Annotated in this window: 18 protein-coding genes; 14 read left to right on the top strand and 4 right to left on the bottom strand. The window is 61.9% G+C overall.

Going from position 1 to position 18,633, the window contains the following annotated elements:
- The first annotated feature begins 60 nt into the window (after positions 1-60).
- The 10 genes from VFG26_RS10195 (at position 61) to VFG26_RS10240 (ending at position 9,094) form a co-directional block, all read left to right on the top strand.
- Positions 61-615, top strand: a complete 555-nt coding sequence (locus tag VFG26_RS10195) for a DUF721 domain-containing protein (protein ID WP_325024889.1) — start codon at positions 61-63, stop codon at positions 613-615.
- A gap of 134 nt (positions 616-749) precedes the next feature.
- The gene (locus VFG26_RS10200) at positions 750-1,451 is read left to right on the top strand and encodes a DsbA family protein (RefSeq protein ID WP_325024890.1); all 702 of its coding nucleotides are present in this window, start codon (positions 750-752) and stop codon (positions 1,449-1,451) included.
- 12 nt (positions 1,452-1,463) lie between these two features.
- On the top strand, positions 1,464-2,270 hold the full coding sequence (locus VFG26_RS10205; protein WP_325024892.1) for a DsbA family protein: 807 nt from the start codon (positions 1,464-1,466) through the stop codon (positions 2,268-2,270).
- A gap of 57 nt (positions 2,271-2,327) precedes the next feature.
- Positions 2,328-5,789 (top strand): chromosome segregation protein SMC, encoded by a 3,462-nt coding sequence (smc, locus tag VFG26_RS10210; protein ID WP_325024894.1) that lies wholly within the window; start codon positions 2,328-2,330, stop codon positions 5,787-5,789.
- A 107-nt stretch (positions 5,790-5,896) separates the two neighbouring features.
- Positions 5,897-6,232 (top strand): hypothetical protein, encoded by a 336-nt coding sequence (locus VFG26_RS10215; RefSeq protein ID WP_325024896.1) that lies wholly within the window; start codon positions 5,897-5,899, stop codon positions 6,230-6,232.
- Between the two features lie 234 nt (positions 6,233-6,466).
- Positions 6,467-6,880: an AtpZ/AtpI family protein gene (locus VFG26_RS10220; RefSeq protein ID WP_325024898.1), complete on the top strand. Its 414-nt coding sequence runs from the start codon at positions 6,467-6,469 to the stop codon at positions 6,878-6,880.
- 50 nt (positions 6,881-6,930) lie between these two features.
- Positions 6,931-7,647 carry a F0F1 ATP synthase subunit A gene (locus VFG26_RS10225; RefSeq protein WP_325025073.1) on the top strand — a complete coding sequence of 239 codons (717 nt, stop codon included), beginning with the start codon at positions 6,931-6,933 and terminating at the stop codon, positions 7,645-7,647.
- A 94-nt stretch (positions 7,648-7,741) separates the two neighbouring features.
- Positions 7,742-7,966: a F0F1 ATP synthase subunit C gene (locus VFG26_RS10230; RefSeq protein ID WP_325024900.1), complete on the top strand. Its 225-nt coding sequence runs from the start codon at positions 7,742-7,744 to the stop codon at positions 7,964-7,966.
- Between the two features lie 47 nt (positions 7,967-8,013).
- Complete coding sequence (locus VFG26_RS10235) at positions 8,014-8,592, top strand: F0F1 ATP synthase subunit B' (protein WP_325024902.1); 579 nt, start codon at positions 8,014-8,016, stop codon at positions 8,590-8,592.
- 10 nt (positions 8,593-8,602) lie between these two features.
- Complete coding sequence (locus VFG26_RS10240; protein WP_325024904.1) at positions 8,603-9,094, top strand: F0F1 ATP synthase subunit B; 492 nt, start codon at positions 8,603-8,605, stop codon at positions 9,092-9,094.
- 109 nt (positions 9,095-9,203) lie between these two features.
- Here VFG26_RS10240 and VFG26_RS10245 read toward each other — a convergent pair whose 3' ends face one another.
- On the bottom strand, positions 9,204-9,773 hold the full coding sequence (locus tag VFG26_RS10245; protein WP_325024906.1) for a hypothetical protein: 570 nt from the start codon (positions 9,771-9,773) through the stop codon (positions 9,204-9,206).
- Positions 9,774-10,029: 256 nt separating this feature from the next.
- Between VFG26_RS10245 and ispH the strand changes: the two genes are divergently transcribed.
- The 3 genes from ispH to rnhA are packed head-to-tail and all read left to right on the top strand — an operon-like array spanning position 10,030 to position 12,509.
- Entirely contained in the window at positions 10,030-11,034 is a 1,005-nt protein-coding gene (gene ispH / locus VFG26_RS10250) for a 4-hydroxy-3-methylbut-2-enyl diphosphate reductase (protein WP_325024908.1), read from the top strand.
- A gap of 21 nt (positions 11,035-11,055) precedes the next feature.
- A complete protein-coding gene (locus VFG26_RS10255) occupies positions 11,056-12,027 on the top strand; it encodes a homoserine kinase (protein ID WP_325024910.1) in 972 nt (323 codons plus the stop codon).
- Positions 12,024-12,509, top strand: coding sequence for a ribonuclease HI (gene rnhA / locus VFG26_RS10260; RefSeq protein WP_325024911.1), 486 nt, complete (start codon positions 12,024-12,026; stop codon positions 12,507-12,509). Before VFG26_RS10255 ends, rnhA begins: the two co-directional genes overlap by 4 nt.
- On the opposite strand, the gene VFG26_RS10265 is transcribed toward rnhA, so the two are convergent.
- Positions 12,501-12,998, bottom strand: coding sequence for a peroxiredoxin (locus tag VFG26_RS10265; RefSeq protein WP_325024914.1), 498 nt, complete (start codon positions 12,996-12,998; stop codon positions 12,501-12,503). The genes rnhA and VFG26_RS10265 overlap by 9 nt on opposite strands.
- 74 nt (positions 12,999-13,072) lie before the next feature.
- Complete coding sequence (locus VFG26_RS10270) at positions 13,073-13,942, bottom strand: protein-disulfide reductase DsbD domain-containing protein (protein WP_325024916.1); 870 nt, start codon at positions 13,940-13,942, stop codon at positions 13,073-13,075.
- A 130-nt stretch (positions 13,943-14,072) separates the two neighbouring features.
- On the opposite strand from VFG26_RS10270, the gene VFG26_RS10275 reads away from it, so the two are divergent.
- The gene (locus tag VFG26_RS10275) at positions 14,073-14,678 is read left to right on the top strand and encodes a YqgE/AlgH family protein (protein ID WP_325024918.1); all 606 of its coding nucleotides are present in this window, start codon (positions 14,073-14,075) and stop codon (positions 14,676-14,678) included.
- Positions 14,679-14,731: 53 nt separating this feature from the next.
- On the opposite strand, the gene VFG26_RS10280 is transcribed toward VFG26_RS10275, so the two are convergent.
- Entirely contained in the window at positions 14,732-18,622 is a 3,891-nt protein-coding gene (locus VFG26_RS10280; protein ID WP_325024920.1) for an EAL domain-containing protein, read from the bottom strand.
- Positions 18,623-18,633 lie beyond the last annotated feature (11 nt).

Raw genomic sequence — 18,633 nt, forward strand, 5'->3', positions numbered from 1 at the left:
CATCGACAATGCTAGACTTCCTTTCCGTCACCACAAGCCTGACCGCGATGAGAGACGCACTTGAGCACTAAAGAACCCACAGCTCAGATGCACCCGTTGCCTCCTGACGTGCGGCAAGTGAAAGGCCAGTTCGCCAAGGCCGTCGGCGCGTTCGTGCCGAAAGTCACCGCAGCGGTGTTCGAGAAGTATGGCTTTCACAGCGCCGAGATCATGTCCTCCTGGGAAACGATCGCCGGCGCCGAAATTGCGCGGCTGACGCGGCCCGAGACGATCAAATGGCCTCGCGGCGCACGGGCGCCTGTCGATGCGGACGAAGCCGGACGCAGCGCCGGGGCGACACTGGTCGTGGCGTGCGACCCGGCTTTTGCGCTCGAGGTCTCCTACCGGCACAAGGAAATCATGGACCGGATCAACCGGTATTTCGGATACCGGGCCGTCAGCCAGATCAAGGTTCATCAGGTTCCGCGCGCGCAGCTGGCGGGTTCGGCTTCCAAGACCTTGCAAAATACGGTTGGGACTAGGCCTGCCACCCCCAGCGCGGCCATTCCGCCAGGCGATATCGCGGCGGCTCTCGAGGCCCTGGGCCGTAGCATTGCAGCCGCCTCCAGCCGATAGCGGTTTCTGCTAAATACCGGCCCGTTTATTGCCTCAGCTGCGGTTTCGGCTTATTCCGGCGCCAGATCCGTGCTAGGCGGCGTCGATTGACCGCCGTTCCCCCACGGCATGCATTGCGATGAGGAGTTGGGACCTTGATCAAGTTGAGAAATTTCATTCCGGGCCATTCCTCTCGAGGGCGCGGCATCCGCTTTGGCTTCCTCGCTCTGGCCGCCGTTGCGGGCCTGGCGTTTGCTGGCGCCAATCCGAGCCTTGCTCAGAACAAGAAGGGCCCGACCGAAGTCCCCGTCGATGAGCTGATGAAGCCGACGGATCTTCCCGATCTCGCCATCGGTCCGAAGGACGCGAAGATAACGATCGTCGAATACGCGTCGATGACGTGCCCGCACTGTGCGCATTTCTCCAACGACGTCTTCGAGAAGATCAAGACGAAGTACGTCGATACGGGCAAGGTGCGCTTTATTTACCGCGAGTTCCCGCTCGATAATCTCGCCGCCGCCGTCTCGATGCTGGCGCGCTGCGCGGGTGACGACAAGACGTTCCCCCTTATCGAGACGTTCTATGAGAAGCAGGCGGATTGGGCGTTTGCCAACGGCAGCCCGGTGCCGAAGCTGTTCGATATCGCGAAGCAGGCCGGTTTCACCCAGGAAAGCTTCGACAAGTGCCTGACGGATCAGAAGCTTCTGGATCAGATCACGGCCCAGCGCGCGCGGGCGAGCGATACCTTCGGCGTCAATGCCACACCGACTTTCTTTATCAATGGCAAGCGTTTGCAAGAGCCCCCGACCGTCGAAGGCTTTGATAAGGTGCTGGAGCCGCTCCTCGCCGAGAAATAACTGGGAATTCTGATGCTCGTACGCTCGCTGGGTCTTGCCGCCACCCTTCTTGGCGCTGGTTGGCTATCAGCCTGCGGGGCTAATCTCCCGCCGCTCTCTGCGGACGCAACGGCGAGCATTTCAACTGAGGGCGGCGCATCCGGCGCCGCCTATCCAGCGACTACATCTGAAAAAGCCGAAGGGATGCCCAGCCCGTTCGGCGATCCGACTGCGACAGCGGCTGGCGGCCGCGAGGTCATCCAGAATCCGACTATCGCCGACATCATGGCGCCGAGCCCCCTGCCCGAGATGAGCTGGGGGCGGACTGATGCTCCGGTGACCATTGTGGAATATGCGTCGCTCACCTGCCCACATTGCAGCAACTTCCATAAGACCACATTTCCCGAATTGAAGAGCCGGCTGATCGACACCGGCAAGGTGCGGTTCATCCTTCGCGAGTTCCCAATCGGGAAGACTTCGGGCAATGCGACAATCGCGCTGCGCTGTGCGCCGCCCGACAAGTACCTGGATTTGTACGGGAAATTCATGGAGCAGCAGGCTTCTTGGGTTTCGCAGGAAGTGCGACTTGACGCCATCTACGCGGTGGCACGACAGGTGGGGATGACTCGCCCCCAGTTTGACGCGTGCCTGCAGAATCAAGGCATGATCGAAAACTTGAAGTGGGTAAAGGATCGCGGCCGCAAGCTCGGAATCGTTGGAACGCCGAACTTCTTCATCGGCACCAAGCTTATCAAGAAAGAGCTGACGTTCGCGGAGATCGCTGATTACGTCGAGCAGGCGAGCCGAACCGGCACACCAACGGCAGCTGCAAGCCCCTAGGGCGATCTGCGATGGTCCTGATCTCCGGCGACACGGCATCGAGGACTGACGAGTAGAATGAAAATCACGCGGCTCAGGCTTCTGGGGTTCAAGTCCTTCGTCGATGCGACGGAGCTTGTCATCCAACCCGGCCTGACGGGCGTCGTCGGTCCTAACGGTTGCGGAAAATCAAACCTTCTCGAAGCCCTTCGCTGGGTGATGGGCGAGAGTTCACACAAGTCGATGCGCGCTGCCGCCATGGACGACGTGATCTTCTCCGGGAGTGGCGGGCGGCCGGAGCGGTCGAGCGCCGAAGTGACGATGTTCCTCGACAACAGCGCGCGAAAAGCCCCGGCCGAGTTCAACGACAGCGACGTTCTCGAGATCACGCGGCGCATCGAGCGCGAGGCAGGTTCGGCCTATCGCATCAACGGGCGTGAGGTGCGGGCGCGCGACGTCAAGGTGCTGTTCGAAGATGCTGCGACGGGCGCGCGATCGCCGGCGCTCGTGCGGCAGGGGCAGATCGGCGAGATCGTCAACGCCAAGCCTGAGCAGCGGCGGCGCATTCTCGAAGACGCGGCAGGGATCGCGGGTCTGCATACGCGGCGGCACGAAGCCGAATTAAAGCTCAAGGCCGCGGAAGCCAACATCGAGCGGCTGAACGACGTCGCCGGCCAGCTGCAATCGCAGACGGAATCGCTGAAACGCCAGGCGCGGCAGGCCAAGCGCTACAAAGAGCTGTCCACGGATATTCGGCAGCAAGAGGCACTTGCCCTGCATCTGACGTGGCAAGACGCGCATCACAGCGTCGAGCGCGAGGAAGCCGAGCTCACCAATGCGATGATGCGGCTCGGTGCGGCAACAGAAGCGGAAGCCAAAGCGCTCAACGAAGAGCTTCGCCTCTCAGAAGCGTTGCCGCCCCTTCGCGAAGCCGAGGCCGTGAAAGCTGCGGCGCTCGCGCGGTTCAAAATCGAGCAGGAAAATCTAGAGCGTGAGGCGGCCCGGGCTGCCGAACGCGCCCGTGAACTCGAAGCGCGCACGAAGCAACTCGAAGCCGATCTGGCGCGCGAAGCTGGCTTCATTCACGAAGCCCGCGAGACGTTGATCCATCTGAAGGCCGACCTCGCGGCCATCGAAGATGCCGATCACAGAGCGGTCGAGGAAGAGGCGAAAGAGAAAAGCAAGCTCGAGACGGCAGAGGCGCACCGCGTCAAGACCGAAGCGCATTTTGCCGATATTACGCATCGCGCTGCGGATGCCCGCGCGAAGCTCAGAAGCCTCGAGGCAGCGCTTGCCGAGCGCAAGGACCTCGTTGCGAAGATCACACGGCAGATCGGGGCTTTCGATGCTCAGATCGAGGGTTTGCGATCGAAGGCGCCGGACCCCGAGCACCTTTCCCGCATCGTTCACCGCGGTCAGGAACTCGCCCACGAGATCAGCGAGATCGAAGCCCAGACGCTGGCGGCCGAAGAGGCGGTCAAGGCGGCGCAGGCCGAAGCAAAGTCCAAGCGCGACGAGGCCCAGCGGGTTCGTCTTGCGGCCAACGCGTTTTCGACCGAGCGCGAGACAATCGCCAAGCTGCTGGCGCGTTCCGACGAAGATGCTTATCCGCCGGCGGTCGACAGCATTCGCGTATCTCCCGGTTATGAGACCGCCCTCGGCGCGGCGTTGGGTGAAGATCTTGAAGCGCCGATCGTGCCCGAAGCGGCTGTCCACTGGCGGCACCTCGATGCTCCAGCGGAAGACCAGACGCTGCCGGATGAAGCCGAACCGCTCGCTACGCATGTCGAGGCGCCGAGTGAGCTGACGCGGCGGCTGCGCCAGATTGGTGTTGTCGAGCGTTCGGAAGGCGCGCGTTTGCAGCCCTATTTGAAGCCCGGGCAGCGCCTCGTTTCGCTGGAAGGCGATCTGTGGCGTTGGGATGGGTTCGTCGCTGCCGCGGGCGGCGTTACGCCAGCGGCCCAGCGGCTGGCTCACAAAAACCGTCTGGCTGAGCTCGATCGCAATGCGCAGGACGTCCTCAATCAAGCCAAGGAGACGATCGAGGGTGAGCGCAAAGCCGCTTCAGCAGCTCAGCACGCTGAAGCCGAGGAACGGCGGCTGCGCCAGCTTTGGCGCGAGAAGCAAAGCGAGCTGGCGCAAGTCCGCCAGCAGCTGACAGGGCTCGAGAAGCTTCAGCGCGAGAGTGAGACGCAGCTCGCGGCGGTTACTGCACAGCGTGCGCGCGCCGACGAAGAGCTAACGAACGCGCAGGCGCGTCACGTCGAAATCGAAGCGCACATCACGACGATGAGCGTCGGCGACGATCTCGAAGCACAGCTCAAAATTGCCCAGGCGGAGGCCGAGGAAGCCCGCCGCATCACGGCGGAGTTGCGGGCACGTCTCAACAGTCTCGACCGTGATAAGCAGATCCGCGCCGAGCGTATTCGCCACTCCAATGCCGAGATCAAGCGTTGGCAAGGCCGTGAGGCAAGCGCCGAGGCGCAGGTTCAAGCGCTGGATGTTCGCCTCAAGGAGGCGCGTGATGAAATGGCGGCGACGGCAGATTTGCCGGAGCGCATCGCCGCGCAACGCGAAACATTGCTCTCAGCTCTATCACGCGCCGATGATGACCGGCGCGACGCAGCGGACGCGCTTGCTTCAGCTGAGAATGCCATCCGCGCGGCGACCGAGTCCCTCAGGGCCCTTCAGGCCGAAGTTTCGGCAGCACGCGAAGCGAACGCACGCATCGAGACGCGCCTGGAAAACGCGCGCCATCGGCGGCAGGAAGCAGCGCGGCATATCCGCGAGACCTTCGAGGTGGCTCCGGAAGACTGCCTGTCGCTCGCCAATCTTCCCGAAGCCTCTGCCATTCCGGCGCTGGCCGACGTCGAACGCCATCTCACGCGGCTGAAGGCCGATCGGGAGCGCCTGGGCGGCGTCAATCTGCAGGCGGACGAGGATCTCGTCGAAGTCTCCAAACAGCTCGACAGCCTGATCGCGGAACGGGAAGATCTCGAGCAGGCCATCGCCAAGCTCAGAAGCGCCATTCAGCAGCTCAATCGCGAGGGCAAGTCGCGGCTCGACGAGGCGTTCGCGACGGTCAACGGACACTTCGAGCGGCTGTTCACGCATTTGTTTGGCGGTGGCGAAGCGCGGCTCGAGATGATCGAGAGCCCGGAAGATCCGCTCGAGGGCGGGCTTGAGATCATTGCCAAGCCGCCCGGCAAAAAGCCGGCAACGCTGTCTCTCCTCTCAGGCGGCGAGCAGACACTGACGGCCTTGTCGCTGATCTTCGCCGTCTTCCTGACGAACCCATCGCCGATCTGCGTGCTGGACGAAGTGGACGCGCCGCTCGACGATGCCAATGTCGATCGCTTCTGCCGTCTCATGGAGCAGATGGCATCGGAAACCGAGACGCGCTTCCTCGTCATCACGCATCATCCGATGACCATGGCGCGGATGAACCGGCTATTCGGCGTCACGATGGCGGAAAAGGGCGTGTCGCAGCTTGTCTCAGTCGATCTGCAGACGGCGCAAAGCTTCCGCGAAGCGAGCTAAGCTCTCGAGTTTTAAGCAGATTATAATTTTATGGGGTGCGGGCCGTTAACTGCGCGGAACCGCGAGGGTGGGCGCGACGTTTTGTTCCGCTGGAGAGGAGACCGCCCATGCAAGCAACAAACGATCCCCGCGCGCCACGCGCATCCTACGAGGCAACGGAAACCCGGCAGGCGACACCCCGGAAAGGCAATTTTCGTGTCCTAGTGGCATCGATGGTGCTTGCCGTAGCGGTGGGCATCGTCCTCGTCGCAGCTTTCTGGCGCACGACGCCGACCGCCATGGACTACTCCTCCGGCGGCAAGCTCGAGGAACGCGCCCCGACACCTCAAGAGGCGCCCGCGGCCAAGCCTGAGACACCCGCTGCGCCGACGGACGCGGCCCCGAATGCGACGCCGCCAGCCCCAACGGCCCCCGAGGGACAACAGGCACCCACCACGCCGTAACAACCGGGCCAATTACAGTTTGATACGACGGGCCTGCCCTCCTCGGGGCGGGCCTGTTTGTCGTTTGCAGCGCACAGGCAAGAGGCGCGGAAAACCCTGCGCGGTTTAGCCGTACCCTGCTGCAAGGGATGGTAATACCCAATTCCTTGACACCCCTAGACCCCAAATCTATGGTCCGCGCCGTCGATCTCCCTGAGAGGCCGGTTTTACTCGTGTTCTGGATGGATTGAACTCATGTCAGCCGATGGCAAGGGTCAGCGTCCGGAAAGCGGGCAAATTAGCCACGAGGATCGCGAAGCAATTCGCAAGCGATCCGCGGAAATCGGTCAAAAGCTCGATGCGCTTCACTCAAAAAAAGCGGAACGGGCCCGGGCCGGTAGGTCGTCAGCGGGTGGACCTCAGCAGTCCGCCTATGGTGCGGCCTTCAAGTTTGCCGCTGAGCTGCTCGTCGGCGTAATCGTCGGCGGCGGGCTTGGATGGGCTCTCGACAGGCAGTTCGGCACGGCGCCGTGGCTGATGGTCCTTTGGGTGATCATCGGTTTTGCGGCAGGTCTTTTGAACGTTGTCCGTGCCGCTCAAGAGGCGCAGACAAAAAACGCGCCGCTCCAAAGGGCGGCACCGTCAGTCAAAGATGACGACGGCGAATGAGACACTAGGGGGTTACCTTGGCCGCTGAAGGTGCCGGACATCACAGTCCGATGGAACAGTTCGAGATCCGGAAGCTCGTCGATCTCGATATTCTAGGCCATGACGTCTCTTTCACGAACTCATCGTTGATGATGATCGTGGCGCTTCTTCTGATTTCAGGCTTCATGATCTACGCGATGAACGGCCGTTCGCTCGTGCCGACGCGCATTCAGTCGATCGCCGAAATCTTCTATGAATACATCGCCGGAATGGTCAAAGAGAACATCGGCGAACAGGGCATGAAGTTCTTCCCCTGGGTGTTCTCGATCTTCACGTTCATCCTGGTGTTGAACGTCATTGGCCTCATCCCGGGCAACTTCACCGTTACCAGCCACATCATCGTAACGTTCGCGCTCGCCGGCATGGTCTGGCTTGTGGCGACGCTCGTCGGATTCTGGCTGCACGGCGTCGGCTATCTGAAGCTCTTCGTGCCGTCGGGCGTGCCGATCTGGCTCATGCCGATCATCATCCCGATCGAACTCACCTCTTACTTCGTCCGCCCGATCAGCCACTCGGTTCGTCTCTTCGCGAACATGATGGCCGGCCACACGATGCTCAAGGTCTTCGCAGGCTTTGCCGTGATGCTTCCCTGGTGGGGCAAGGTCGCGCCCGCAGGCTTCATGGTGGCCTTCACGGGTCTTGAGCTGCTCGTTGCATTCCTCCAGGCCTTCATCTTCACGGTGCTGACCTGCATCTACCTCAACGACGCAGTCAACATGCACCACTGAACATTGCAGGGCGAGGACGGGTCGGTCCGTCAGCGCTCTGTTTTGCTTGTCAAATCTGAAACCACTGAAACTACACTCAAAGGGAGATACACCAATGGATCCGCAAGCCGCCAAGTTCATCGGCGCCGGCCTCGCCTGCTTCGCTCTCATCGGCGCTGGCATCGGCATCGGCAACATTTTCGGCAACTACCTCTCGGGCGCGCTGCGTAACCCTTCGGCTGCTCCTGGCCAGTTCACCAACCTTCTCATCGGCTTCGCTCTTGCTGAAGCGACGGGCCTTTTCGGTCTTCTGATCGCACTCATCATTCTCTACGGTTGAGACTGGGCGAGTAAGTTCAAGACACGCCCAAGCAACCGGAGGCACCAATGTTTGCCGGCACCACAATGCTGCTAACGGCCGCCGCTCAGGCGGCCGAGATAGCCGCTCAAACCGGAGCCGTGCCGCCTGAAACGGGCGGCCTGCCGCAGCTCAACTCGCATCACTTCTTGCCGCAGCTCTTCTGGCTCGCGGTAACGTTCGTGACGCTGCTTTTCGTGATGTCGAAGATCGCGCTTCCGCGCGTCGGAGAGGTTCTCGAAGAGCGCCGGGACCGCATCAAGCGGGACCTTGACGCCGCGGCACGCCTCAAGGCGGAAACCGATAAAGCGCTTGCCGACTACGAAAAGGCGCTTTCCGATGCCCGTACCAACGCGTCGGGCATTGCCAAGGAAACGCGGGAACGGCTCGCCTCCGAAACGGAGACGGAGCGTCACCGTGTTGACGAGCAGATCGCAGCCAAACTGCGTGAAGCGGAAAAGCGTATCGCAGGCACCAAGTCGAAGGCGACTTCGGCGATCGGCGATATTGCTACGGATACGGCGCGCGCTGTCGTCGAGAAGCTCATCGGGCAGAGCGTTACGCCTGATGAGGTGAAAAAGGTGCTCCGCCCGGTGGCGGGCGAGTGAGGATTTAGCGATGTTCGATCCCAACGATCCGCTTTTCTGGATCCTCGTCTCCTTCGTCGTATTCGTGGCGGTCGCGATCTACTATCGCGTGCCCTCCCTCGTTGGGAAGCTGCTCGACGATCGTGCGGATGCCATCCGCCTGGAACTCGACGAGGCGCGGAAGCTGCGTGAAGAAGCTCAGGCTCTTCTCGGAGACTACCAGCGCAAAGCCCGGGAAGCCGAGAACGAAGCAAAGTCGATTGTCGAACAGGCCAAGGTGGAAGCCGAGGCGCTCGCAGCTGACGCGCGGAAGGCTCTCGTCGAGACATTGGAGAGACGCTCCAAGCTCGCCGAAGAGAAGATCTCGCGCGCTGAAGCTCAGGCTCTGAGCGAAGTTCGCTCGGCGGCGGTGGAAACGGCTATCGCGGCAGCTCAGGAAATCCTGAAGGCGCGTGCTGCCGGTGCTACCGGCGAAACGCTGGTGACGAGTTCGATCAACGATCTTCGGGGAAAGCTCAACTAACGAGCGCTTCCACAATCTGAAAAATCAAAAGGCCAAGCTTCGCGCTTGGCCTTTTTTGTGGTTGGGATTTAAGCGGCGCGGGCGCGGAGCCCTCCAGAGAGGCTGGGCTTCAGCCGGAGCTCGGGGCCCGGCCGTCGAAGCCAACGACGAGCTCGTATTCGCCGGCGCGCGAACCTTCGGCGATGGGGAACGTCACCGTTCTGACCGTCGAGAAGTAGCTGATCGGCTTATCGAGGCCGACGTTGACGTCCACCTTCACACTGTCGCTGGCGACTTTGGCGCGCCTGGAGTCGTTGACGGCGACTGTGACCGGCAGCGTCACGCTGCCCGGCTCGCCTTTGGGCCCTAAGAGCAGGCGCCCGGAAAAGCCGTACTTGACGGTGACGCGGCCCGGCTCGATCTGGCATTCGCGGGCGGTTTTGGTGATCTCGCCACGCTGCGCGACAGCGAGCGCATCGCCCACGTGGCCGACCTGGTAGAACGTGATGTAATTGTCATGCGGAGCGATCGTGATGCGCGGGCAGCCGGCATCGACTTCGCCGACAAATGTGCTGCCGGTCGTGGGATCGTTGGATTTGGCGGCGTCGAGCAACTGGGCTTCTGACACCGACGAAATCTGTGGATTGTCCGAGGAGTTCCCGAACATTCCACCGCCGAGACCCGAGGTCAACGACGACATTCCGCACCCGCCAAGGCTCGTCAGCACGGCCGCAAGCGAAGCGGTCGCACCGATCCGGGCCGGCCAGAGACGACGACGTGCCGCCGTTACATCCCTGCTATAAGGATGCCGATAACCGGAGTTGAGCAACATTGTCCCCCAAGGTTCAAACTTCAGGCCCCTTGTTTTGTCTAAAAAGCACCGTAGCATCCGTTAGCTTCGGCCCCCAAATGCATTTTCTCGCGCGCCGAACGAGTATAAAGGACGTCTCTCTTCCATGTCGGGCCTTAACCAAACCGAAGCCACCGTGCAAAAGCCGCCTCTAAAGATCCTACTCGCTGCCCCGCGCGGTTTCTGTGCCGGCGTCGATCGTGCCATTCAAATCGTAGAACAGGCTTTGACGAAATTCGGCGCCCCCGTCTACGTCCGACATGAAATCGTGCACAACCGTTATGTCGTTGATTCACTGAGAGCCAAAGGCGCCGTTTTTGTGAAGGAGCTGGACGAGATTCCAGATACTTCGCAGCCCGTGATTTTTTCGGCACATGGCGTCAGCAAGGCGATCCCCGAAGCCGCGCGCGGACGCAACATGTTCGTCGTCGACGCCACCTGCCCGCTCGTCTCGAAGGTTCATATCGAAACGGCACGTCACCACGAGCAAGGACGCGAGATCATTCTCGTCGGCCACCGCGGTCATCCCGAAGTCGTGGGTACGCTTGGGCAGTTGCCCGAAGGCGCGATCACGCTGGTCGAGACCGTTGAGGACGTGCTGGCCTTCACGCCGAAGGACCCTGCAAATCTCGCCTACGTCACCCAGACGACGTTGTCGCTCGATGATACCGCCGAGATCGTTGCGGCTTTGAAGGAGCGCTTTCCCGGCATCGGAGGGCCCGTCAAAGAAGACATCTGCTATGCCACAACCAACCGTCAGAATGCGGTCAAGGCGCTGGCGCCCCAAATCGACGGGTTGATTGTGGTCGGCGGGCCGAAGAGTTCGAACTCGCTGCGTCTGGTCGAAGTGGCGGAGCGTGCCGGCTGCCGCTTCTCCTTCCTCGTCGAGCGCGCAACGGATATTCCGTGGGACAAGATTGAAGGCGCGGAAACCATCGGCATCACGGCTGGCGCATCGGCGCCCGAAGTCATCGTCGAAGAAGTGGTCGAAGCCATTCGCAGCCGCTATGATGTGACGATCGACGTCGTCACGACGCTCGAGGAGCGCGTGATCTTCAACGTGCCGCGGGAAGTCCGTGTCGCGCGCGCTCCCGCCGGGCAGCAGCACTAACTCCATTCAGCGCGCGGGAACATGGCCGTCTATACAGAAGTCAGCGACGACGAGCTTGCGCGCTTTCTCGATGGATATGCGCTCGGGCGTTTGCTCTCGTTCAAAGGCATCGCCGAGGGCGTCGAGAACACCAACTACGTGGTGCATACGACGAACGGCACGTTCATCCTGACGCTCTATGAAAAGCGCGTGGATCCGGCCGATTTGCCGTTCTTCCTCGGGTTGATGGAACATCTGTCGGCGGGCGGCGTCACCTGCCCGCTGCCGGTGCGGGACAGCCGGGGCCGCGTGCTCAACGAGCTTGCGGGGAAGCAGGCGGCGCTCATTACCTTCCTTGAAGGTGTCTGGCCGAAGCGGCCTCAGGTCTTCCATACGTTCGAGCTTGGAAAGGCGCTCGCCCGCATGCACATCGCGGGCGAAAGCTTTCCGTTGAAACGCGCCAACGCTCTGGGACTTTCCGGGTGGCAGCCGCTGTTCGATAAGTTCGCATCTCGCAGCGAAGAGATTTGCGCCGGCCTTTACGACCTCATTGCCGGTGAGCTTTCGTACCTGCATCGCGCGTGGCCGACGGATCTTCCCGAGGGGATCATTCACGCCGATCTTTTTCCGGACAACGTCTTCTTCGTCGACAACAAGCTGTCAGGCATCATCGACTTCTATTTCGCGTGCAACGATGCGCTGGCCTACGACGTCGCCATCTGCCTCAACGCGTGGTGCTTCGATGCCCAGTCGCAGTATGAACCCGCGAAGGGCAGCGCGCTTCTCGATGGCTACAACAGCGTTCGCAGGTTGAACCCGGCCGAGCGCGCGGCGATGCCGGTGCTTGCCCGCGGCGCGGCGATGCGCTTTTTGCTCACGCGCAGTTACGACTGGCTCAACACACCGAAGGATGCGCTCGTCGCTCGCAAGGATCCCGCCGACTACGTTCAGCGGCTCAAATTTCACCAATCGGTCAGCGACATTGCCGATTACACTGCACAGTTGACCTCATGACCGACGAACGACCGAAAGTTCTCATCTACAGCGACGGCGCGTGCTCGGGAAATCCGGGTCCGGGCGGTTGGGGCGCGATCCTCATCTCGGGTGATCACCGCAAGGAGATCAACGGCGGCGAGCAGTTGACGACGAACAACCGGATGGAACTCAAGGCTGCCATTTCGGCGCTGGAGGCCTTGAAGAAACCGAGCGACGTCGAAATCTGGACGGACAGTGTCTACGTCCGCAACGGCATCACGTCGTGGATTCACGGTTGGAAAAAAAACGGCTGGCGAACGGCTGACAAGAAGGCGGTGAAAAACGCCGAGCTTTGGCAGGAACTCGATTTGCTGCGCAATAAGCACAATGTCCAATGGCATTGGCTGAAGGGCCATGCCGGCCATCCGGAAAACGAGCGCGCCGATGAACTGGCGCGCATCGCGATGGCGCCGTTCAAGGCGCGCGGCCGGGCCGCCCTCCCGGCGAACGGCTCAAAGTGACCGGTCGATCATCGAGCAGAGACTTGCTGCGCTCGATTTTTCCGCGATTGGCGGGCTGTCTTCTACGTTGAGGACTTTGACAACGCCGTCTTCCACCAGCATCGCGTAACGCTTCGAGCGAACGCCTAACCCGAACTGCGAAAGATCGATTTCGAGGCCGATGGCCTTCGCAAAATCACCGGAGCCGTCCGCCAGCATCTCGATCTTGCCGGTCGCGCCGGTGTCTTTTGCCCAGTTCGTCAGAACGAAGATGTCGTTGACGGCCGTGCAGGCGACGGTGTCGATGCCCTTCGCTTTCAGTTCTTCGAAGCGTTCGACGAACCCCGGCATATGGCTCTTGGTGCAGGTTGGCGTGTAGGCGCCCGGGACTGCAAAGATCGCCACTTTCTTGCCGGAGAAGATCTCGCTCGTCTGCTTGGGCTGCGGTCCGTCCGCCCCCATCACCGTGAACTTACCCTCCGGCAGTCGATCTCCGACGCTGATCGTCATGGCATTCCTCTACAGTTCGCTGCCCATGTCGCACTCTCCGCATGGGCCAAGGATTCCTATGTACCGGCCGCGATCTACTCAAGCGTAATCGTGGTCTCCGACTGGCCTTTGCCGTCGATCATCGTGACCGTCAGCGGCTTGCCTTTCAAATCCTTGAGGTCGACGCCATCGGTCAGATCGACTTCAAATACGGCCTTACCCGAAGCGTCCTTGGCCCGTTTAGGCAAAGGCACATAGACGCCCCCCGGCGCTTCAACGAAAGCATCGGCGGTGGGGAGAGCCGCGCTTTCGACGTTCAAGACGAGCTTGGGTTTTCCGCCGTTCTGATCGAGACGCCAATTCGCGAGGGTGGGATCCTTTCCAGCCTGTGGCCGCGTCGTCGGCACACGCGCCAGAACGTTCGTCAGGTCTTCGGACGCTCCGACATCCGGCGGGATGACGAGTTGCAGCTCGGCTTCGGCGGGGATGCAGATTTCCTTGCAGACGCCGTAGGCGATTTTGCCGTGAAGCGTGACGGGCTTCGTTGGATCCTGCGGCTTTACGAGGACGGGAAAGACGACGCCATCTTTGTATCCGACGACGTCTCCTGCCTTGTCGTGCAGCCTATGGGGCGCAGCAAAGAGGACGTTTGCGGACGCAAGGTTATCTGAACCCTGCCAATCGAATTCCGGTGGCACGCCCCCCGCATCGCCTGGCGAGCGCCAATAGGTCTTCCAGCCTTCAGGCATCGCGAGTTCAACGCCGGCGTAAAGGCCGGGCTCGCCATCCCGCGTGGCAGTGCCGCCCACAAGCCGCGCCTTGTTATTGAAGCCTTGGTACCAGTCGGATGCAACCGGGCCAGGCCCGCTCCAGGCGGACGCGGCCATTACGGATACGGCCACGCCTAAGGCCAAAATCGCTATACACGGTCTGATCACAAAGTTCGCCTTTCCATCACCGTTCATGGATCGCGCTCGGCACTCGCACGTTCAACTTTTAAGTATACATCACAGCGAGGCCCGGCGTTACGAGGGCGTCCTTATTGCACGTTTGGACATCTTCACGCGGGGGTTCTATGGGGTTAGTCTCGTGGATATGAAAGTGAACCGACCGGCAGGCCCGGACCTGAAGCTCGAGGGGCAGCTCCTCATCGCCATGCCTGCGATGACTGACCGAAGATTTCAGCGCTCGGTCATTTACATGTGCGCGCATTCTCCGGAAGGCGCGATGGGGCTTATCATCAATCAGCGCGCGAACCACATTTCGGCGCCGGACCTGCTCGAACGGCTCGGCATTTCAGCGCGCAACCCCGATGACGAGATCACCAGCGAAGTTCTGTCGCTCTCTATTCAGGTCGGGGGCCCTGTCGAGACGGGCCGTGGCTTCGTGCTGCACAGCTCCGATTATTTCTCCGAGGATTCGACGCTCGCGATCGAACAGGGTGTCTGCCTGACGGCGACGATCGACATTCTGAAGGCCATCGCGCAAGGCCGAGGCCCGGCGCGGGCGCTGCTCGCATTGGGCTACGCCGGATGGTCGCCTGGCCAGCTCGAAAACGAGTTGCAGGCCAATGGCTGGCTGCACTGCCCGGCAGATCCGGAGCTCATTTTCGACGACGATCTTGAGAGCAAGTATTCCCGCGCACTGGCGAAAATGGGGATCGACCTCTCGCACCTCGTCAGCGACGCCGGACACGCCTGAGACGTCGCTTTCGCGTCTTCGTCTTCCGCGCCTTCCTTGAATTCTTTAACCGCTCACGCGCCGCCGGAACTCACCTTCGGCGCTTTCTTCTCGTCGCCCGTTGCACCAGGAGCCGCTGGACCGCCGCTTGTCCGACCGGTCGGAAGCGGTGTTCCGGCGAGCCGTGCGAGGCTCGCCGCGATCGACGGCGGCAGGGTCGAGAAATCCGGCTGCGTGGCGGGATGCGATGGGAAACCGGCACCATTCGGCGGGATTGGCGGCGGGGCGGCCGGGGGCATCCCTGTGGGAGTGTCACTTCTCAGCGAAGCAGGCACAATTGAAGGCGCGGGCGGCGGCGGCGTGGAGCTGGCCCGTGCCAGAGCTTCGGCCAGCGGATTGACGATGGTGTTCGGCTGAGCTTTCTCCGGCGGCCGTTCCTTCTTCGCGGGCTGCATGCTCGAGGGCAGCGGCGCGGAGATTGAGCTTCCGTTTTGCCCATTGGAAAGTGGCGGAGGCGTAGTGTCCGGAGCTTTTGCGGCAAGAGGGCGCGATTGAGGCTGAGGCCGTGCTGGCGGCGGCTGCGGTACGCCTTGCGGCTGAGGTTTGCCTTGCGCTTCGGCCTGGATCTGCGCTGGCGGGAATAGTGGTGCTGGTATCGGCACAGGGGCAGCTGGCGCTTCAGCAATCCGCTGGCGAAGTTCCGAGGGGGCCTGGGCTGCGCCGTTGCGCGCGCCATTCACAGCTCCGCTGAGCGTCGCGTTGGCGCCATTGACAGCGATGGCGGGCGCAGCAGGAGCCCCATTCTTAGCCGCAGCGTGAACCCCTGCGCCGTTGGCCTGCGGCTTTGCAGCGGCAGACGCGTTCGCAGTCTTCCGCTGGCGCACGACGGACCCTGACGGCAATCCGGCAGTGGGCTTTGCCTGCGCGGCGAGCCTTGCGGGCGGCGCTGTCTTCTCGTCGCCCGGCTGCTGCTTTGCAGGCGACGCGATTGCGCGTACGGGTTTCTGCGTGATCTCCTTCTTCGCGCTCTTCGTTTTCGGCCGGAAGAAGCCACGCGGCTGCATCTTGCGCTCCGAGCGGCGAACCATCTTCAAAAGCTGCGAGACGGCACGGTCGGAAATCGGCTCGCCAAAATGGTAGCCTTGCGCGTATTCGCAACCGATCGAACGCAGGAATGCCGCTTCATCGGCGCGTTCGACGTTTTCGGCGGCAATCGTCTTTGATAGCTCGTGCGCCAAGGCAACCATCGAGCGGACGATGGCAGCGCCCTCACCCGTACTACCGCCGCGGATGAGTTCGCCGCAGATCTTGATCGTGTCGAACGGAAAGCGGTGAAGGTAGGCCAGCGAAGAAAAGCCAGTGCCGAAATCATCGAGCGTCAGCTCGACGCCGGAGCCGCTCAACAACTTCAGAACTTCAACCGCCTGCTCGGGATTGTCCATGAGCAGGCTCTCGGAAATTTCGAGCCTCATCGTTCCGGCGGGCGCGATGTTGCGGCCGAGAACGTGACGAATTTCCTGCACAGACTCGGGCCGGAAGAGCTGACGGCCTGAAACATTGACGGTTACGAACAGCGGCCGCTCGGAACGCGGCAGCTCCAATACCCAGCGCGCCACATCCTTCGCCGCGCGCAGCAGCAGGTGGGACGTGAGCTTGATGAGAAGCTCGGTGTCTTCCGTGTCTGCGATCGTCGCGATCGGATTGACGAGGCCGAGCTTGGGGTGCTCCCAACGCAACTGGGCTTCGAAGCCCGCCAGCTCCTTCGTCGGAAGGTAGACGATGGGCTGATAAAGAACTTTGAGCTGGCCCTTGTCGATGGCACGAGCGATGTCGGCTTCGATCTCGTCATCGGGGTTACGATCGCGGCGCATGCTTGGGTCGAATACCTCGATCCGATCCGAGCCCGCTTGCTTAGCGCGATACATCGCGAGTTGAGCGTCTTTCAGCAGATCGCCGTCGGCACCCTGCGTGCCATCCCAAAGTGCAATGCCCATGGAACCGGTAAGCACGACTTCCTGGTTGGCAAGCGGTATCGGCGCGCGCAGCGAGCGGCGCACACGTTCGGCAAGAGCGGGGAGATTGCGGGCTTCGCGCTCGCCACAGAAGAGCAGGGCGAACTGGTCGCCGCCGACGCGAGCGACCGTATCATGTGGTCCGAGGTGGCGTTGCAGGCGGCGCGCCACGGTGAGCAAAAGGCTGTCGCCGCGTACCAGTCCGAGCGATGCGTTCGCACTCTTGAACTTGTCGAGATCGATGTAGATGACCGCGGGCTTCACCGTGTTGTCGGTCTTGGCGCGAGCCATGACCGCCTTCAGGCGATCGAGGAACAGCTCGCGGTTGGGCAGGCCGGTCAGACTGCAATGGACGGCATCATGCAACAGCCGCTCATGCGCGCGCTTGGTATCGGATACATCGCGCAGGAGGCCGACGCAGCGAAGCGTACGGCCGTCGGAGTTCGGCACGCTTGCCGCTTCAAGCTCGAACCAGCGCCAGCTGTTGTCCGCATGGCGGAGGCGGAAATCGCTTTTGATCCGGACGCCGGAGCGTTCCTGAGCCGACATCAGCGTGACCCGGAAGCGTTCCTTATCGGTCGGATGGACGTGCTTCAGAAACTCTTCGACTTTCGTCGATAGTTCGCCCGGCATCAGCGACAGCGAAACTTCGACCTCGGGGCCAACTTTGATTTCGTCGCGCCGGATGTTCCATTCCCAGACGGTCGATCCGGACGCTGCGACGGCCAGAGATCGCACCTGCGCCTCGCTCGGGGCGCCGGCGTAGGCCGTATCGAGCGAGCGGAACGCGAACTGCGTGACCGTGAAGCCCATAAGGATCACGACAAGCACGAGCCCTGCGACGAGGCTCGCAACGACGACATCGCCCGACATGCGGCCGCTGAGCGTCATCCCCGTCGCGAAGATCCAGACGAGGAAGAGCACCCACGTCGGCATGAGCGACAGTGCGCGGTCTTGGCCTTTTACAGCCAGGAACAGCGTGAAGAGCCCGCCGACACCACCAATCGCCAGGAATGAGAGCCGGGCGAAGGTCGCGGCAAGACGCGGATCGATGACAGCGACAGCAATGAGCGTCAGCTGCGCGACCATCCAGACGCCGATCATCATGCGAACGAGGCCGTGCCATAGCGCCAGGCGCAGGAATGTCGTTAGGAAGATCACGAAGCTGGAGGCCATCGCGGCTTCACCCGCCGCGCGGTAGACAGCGTTGTCCTCGGGCCGCAGGTTGAACAGTTTATGGAAGAAGCCGAAGTCGACGCAGAGGTAGGTTAGAACCGTCCAGGCGACGAGCGCGCCGGCGGGGAAAATCAGCTTGTGATTGGCTGCGAAGATCGAGGTCAGAAAGATCGCAAGCAGGCCTGTCAGGCCCAGCATGGCGCCGTTGAACAGCTGGCGGTCGCGGCTCTTGATCTCGTAATCGATCGGCTGCCAGAGATACATGCGGGCGTAACGGTCACCGGACAGTTCGGCGACATAGGTGATCGTCTGCCCCGGCTCCAGCGTGATGCGGAACACGTCGGCCTTATCGCTCTTGATGCGCTCCGGAACAAAGCCGACAGAAGGCGTGACACTTTCGATGCGGCGCGCGTCGAGGTCAGGCCAGACGGTTCCCGAGCCGACGATCGTGTAGCGGTCTGCCGTGAGCAGTCGTTCGAGAGATTTGTCGGTCGTGTTGGTGAGCGCGAACACCATCCAGTTCGGACTGGTGCCCGGGACGGAAGCGCGAACCGTCATGCGGCCCGTTACACCGTCGGCACCGGGTGCGGTCTCGACCTGGAGACTGTCGCCGCGTCCTTCGTAAGCTTCGCCGAGCGTCGTGATTTCAAGGCGATCCTGATCACCTTGCACGGGAATGGGCGTCAGGGCTTCAGCCCGTCCTGACAGCGCTGCGAGGCAGAGCGCCAGCATGCCAAGCGCGGCAAGCCAGGACCTGGCGTATTTCCCCCGGTTCATCCCCCCTGCCC

The sequence above is a fragment of the Hyphomicrobium sp. genome (assembly GCF_035687085.1).
Classification (GTDB): domain Bacteria; phylum Pseudomonadota; class Alphaproteobacteria; order Rhizobiales; family Hyphomicrobiaceae; genus Hyphomicrobium_B.